This window comes from Pseudoduganella sp. RAF53_2 (genome assembly GCF_052113985.1).
Classification (GTDB): domain Bacteria; phylum Pseudomonadota; class Gammaproteobacteria; order Burkholderiales; family Burkholderiaceae_D; genus Rugamonas.
In genome coordinates, this window is record NZ_JBFRDW010000664.1 from 1 (window position 1) to 3268 (window position 3268).

Below are 3268 nucleotides of genomic sequence, written 5' to 3' on the forward strand. Positions count from 1 at the left end.
CCTGGTGCATGGGCCTGACCCAGCACGAATTTGCGATCGAAACCCTGCAAACGCTGGTGAACGTGATGCTCCTGCGCGGGAACGTTGGCCGTCCCGGCGCCGGCCTGATGCCGGTGCGCGGCCACTCCAATGTGCAGGGTGACCGCACCGTCGGCGTCACCAACCGTCCCAAGAAAGAATGGCTGGACGGCCTGCGCGCAGTGTTCGGCTTCGAGCCCCCGTCAGCGCATGGCCTGGATGCGATCAACACCATCCGCGGCCTGCTGAATGGCGAAGTGCATGCCTTCACCAGCCTGGGTGGCAATTTCGCCGTTGCCGGTCCGGACAGCCCGCGCGTGCTGGACGCACTCTCGCGCACCCAGCTCACCGTGCACATTGCCACCAAGCTGAATCGCACCCATTTGTATCCCGGCCGCGTCGGCCTGTTGCTGCCATGCCTGGGCCGCACGGAGCTGGACCAGCAGGCAGGCGGCCAGCAATTCGTCAGCGTGGAAGATACCGCCAGCGTGGTGCACGCCTCCACCGGCCGCAACATGCCTGCCAGCGAGACGCTGCGCTCCGAGCCTTTCATCGTTACCGAACTGGCGCGCCATGCGCTGCCGGATTCGAAGATCGACTGGCAAGCCATGGGCCGCGACTACGACACCACCCGCAACCACATCGAGCGCGTCGCATCGCACGCGCAAGCCGTGGAAGGCTTCGGCGATTACAACCGCAAGATCCGCGAACGCCTCGGCTTCCGCCTGCCGAATTCGGCGGGCCTGCGCATCTGGCATACAGCCAGCGGCAAGGCGCGCTTCACGGCGCATGCCCTGCCGGCGGACACTATCATGTCGCGCGCCCGCGCCGCCTTTGGCCCGGACGTGCTGTGCCTCGCCACCGTGCGCGCGCATCGCCAGTACAACACCACCGTCTACCGCGATCCGCGCGGCGAGGTGGACCGCTACCGTGGCGTCAACGGCACACGCAAAGTGCTGTTCATCGGCAGCGCTACCCTGGCCCGCCTCGGCCTGCAGGACGGCGATATCGTGACCGTGCGCGCAGCAGCACCGGACGGCATCGCCCGTGAACTCAACGGCTACCGCCTGGTTGAACGTCCGCTTCCGGACGGCGATGCGATTGGCTATTTCCCCGAACTGACGCCGCTCATTTYGCCTGATCTGGTCGCGCGCGGATCGAATACACCAGCATTCAAAGAGGTTCCAATACTGTTGGTAAAGGAACTTCAATCGTGCAATGAATTTAGGAAATAGGTGCTAGACTCGCCGTTTCTCGATACAAAAATATCAACTAAGGGAACGGGGCATGAGTCAGGCAACTACCGGCCATCTGGCCAAGATTTTCATCGACAATCAGGATGCCTTGCTGGAGGGCTGGCTCAATGCCATGCTGTCACGCCTGGTGCGCCGCGACAAAAACGCGGAAGCGGAGATCCGCCAGCAGGCCGCCCGCTTTATTCCCCTGATGATCAAGGCGCTGGACAAGGGCCAGACCTATGACATCGACCAGCCTTCCTGGGCCGAAGTACGTCACCTGCTGAGTGACATTTCCGCCACACGTGTGCGCCAGGGCTTCACCCCTACCGAGACCGCGACCTTCATCTTCGCATTGAAAGAGCCGCTGTTCGCGCTGCTGCGCACCGCGATGGCGGGCGATGCTGACGCGCTGGCCACCGAACTGCTGGAAACCGGCACCTTGTTCGACAAGCTCGGCCTCCTTACTGTCGAAGAATTCCAGAAAGGCCGCGAAGCGGTCATCATGCGCCAGCAGCAGGAATTGCTGGAGCTGTCCACGCCCGTTGTGCAGTTATGGAAAGACGTGCTGGCCCTGCCGCTGATCGGCACCCTCGACAGCGCCCGCACCCAAGTGGTGATGGAAAGCCTGCTGCAGAAGATTATCGATACCGGCGCTTCCATCGCCGTTATCGACATCACCGGCGTGCCCACGGTGGACACACTGGTCGCGCAGCACCTGCTGAAAACCGTTGCCGCCGCGCGCCTGATGGGAGCCGATTGCATCATCAGCGGTATCCGTCCGCAAATTGCGCAGACCATTGTGCACCTGGGCGTCAACCTGGAAGACGTGATTACCAAGGCTTCGCTGGCCGACGCCTTCCAGGTGGCACTGAAGCGCGTCGGCGCTTCAGTTGTCTACCAGCAGACCGCGTGAGGCGGGCATGGAGCGCATTCCCATTCTCAAGATGGGTGACCTGCTGCTCGTCACCATCCAGGTGGACATGCATGACCGCCTGGCGATGACGCTGCAGGAGGACCTCACCGCCCGCATCGTGAGCGCGCGCGCACGTGGTGTGCTGATCGATATTTCGGCACTGGACATCGTGGACTCCTTTATCGGCCGCATGATCAGCAATACAGCCGCCATGGCGCRCATTCTCGACGCGCGCACTGTGCTGGTCGGGATGCAGCCGGCCGTGGCGATCACGCTGGTCGAACTCGGTCTCACGCTGCACGGCGTGGAGACTGCGCTGAACGTCGAGAAGGGCGTGCAACTGCTGCAGCGCCACATCAACTGAGCGGGGCGGTACTGTGAGCCATAACGACGTCGAAGCACTGGTACTGCAGATCCGCTCCGACGAGGACGTGGTTCGTCTGCGCCAGGCGGTACGCGAGCAGATGATCGCCATCGGCTTCAGCCTGATCGACCAGACCAAAATGATTACCGCAGCCAGCGAACTGGCGCGCAACACGCTGCGCTACGGCGGCGGCGGCGAAGCGCATCTGATCAAGTGCAGTAACGGCAAGCGCGGTCTGCATGTCGCGTTTATCGATCATGGCCCCGGCATTCCGGACATCGAGCAGGCGCTGAAAGACGGTTACACGACAGGCGGCGGCATGGGCCTCGGCCTGTCCGGCGCCAAGCGCCTGGCCGACGAATTTGATATTGCCTCGGAACCGGGCCAGGGCACGACTGTGAAGATCACCAAATGGAAACCGTTCTAGGCATCGCCGGACGCCAGTCCAGCCACCAGTTGTCCGACGCGAGCCAGGTGGCGTCGGCGCGCCGTGCGGCCGGTGAGCTGTGTGCTCGGCAGGGTTACGATGCCTTGAGCGTGGGCGAGGTTGCACTGCTCGTCACCGAAGCCGCAACCAATATCATCAAGCATGCGGCGCATGGCGAAATCCTGCTGCGCTGCCTGAAAGGTGGCGGCATTGAAATTCTGGCGCTGGACCAGGGGCCGGGCATGAACAATTTCATCGCCAGTTCGGCCGATGGCACCACCACGGCAGGCAGCTATGGCGTAGGGCTG

4 protein-coding genes and 1 pseudogene are annotated in these 3268 nt (G+C 63.0%); all 5 read left to right on the forward strand.

Features of this window, described 5'->3' with window-relative positions; translation table 11 throughout:
* Nucleotides 1–1253, forward strand: a pseudogene (locus AB4Z11_RS27400) (CbbBc protein); the annotation flags it as partial.
* A gap of 52 nt (nucleotides 1254–1305) precedes the next feature.
* The gene (locus AB4Z11_RS27405) at nucleotides 1306–2169 is read left to right on the forward strand and encodes an STAS domain-containing protein (RefSeq protein WP_442029000.1); all 864 of its coding nucleotides are present in this window, start codon (nucleotides 1306–1308) and stop codon (nucleotides 2167–2169) included.
* Nucleotides 2170–2176: 7 nt separating this feature from the next.
* Complete coding sequence (locus AB4Z11_RS27410; protein WP_442029001.1) at nucleotides 2177–2533, forward strand: STAS domain-containing protein; 357 nt, start codon at nucleotides 2177–2179, stop codon at nucleotides 2531–2533.
* A gap of 13 nt (nucleotides 2534–2546) precedes the next feature.
* Nucleotides 2547–2960, forward strand: coding sequence for an anti-sigma regulatory factor (locus AB4Z11_RS27415; RefSeq protein WP_442029002.1), 414 nt, complete (start codon nucleotides 2547–2549; stop codon nucleotides 2958–2960).
* Nucleotides 2945–3268: ATP-binding protein (locus tag AB4Z11_RS27420; RefSeq protein ID WP_442029003.1), on the forward strand; the 324-nt coding region annotated here is incomplete at its 3' end. The genes AB4Z11_RS27415 and AB4Z11_RS27420, both read left to right, overlap by 16 nt.

Excerpts from the sequence above, each read along its gene's own strand:
- AB4Z11_RS27405 (WP_442029000.1), top strand. The coding sequence starts at position 1,306 with ATGAGTCAGGCAACTACCGGCCATCTGGCCAAGATTTTCATCGACAAT.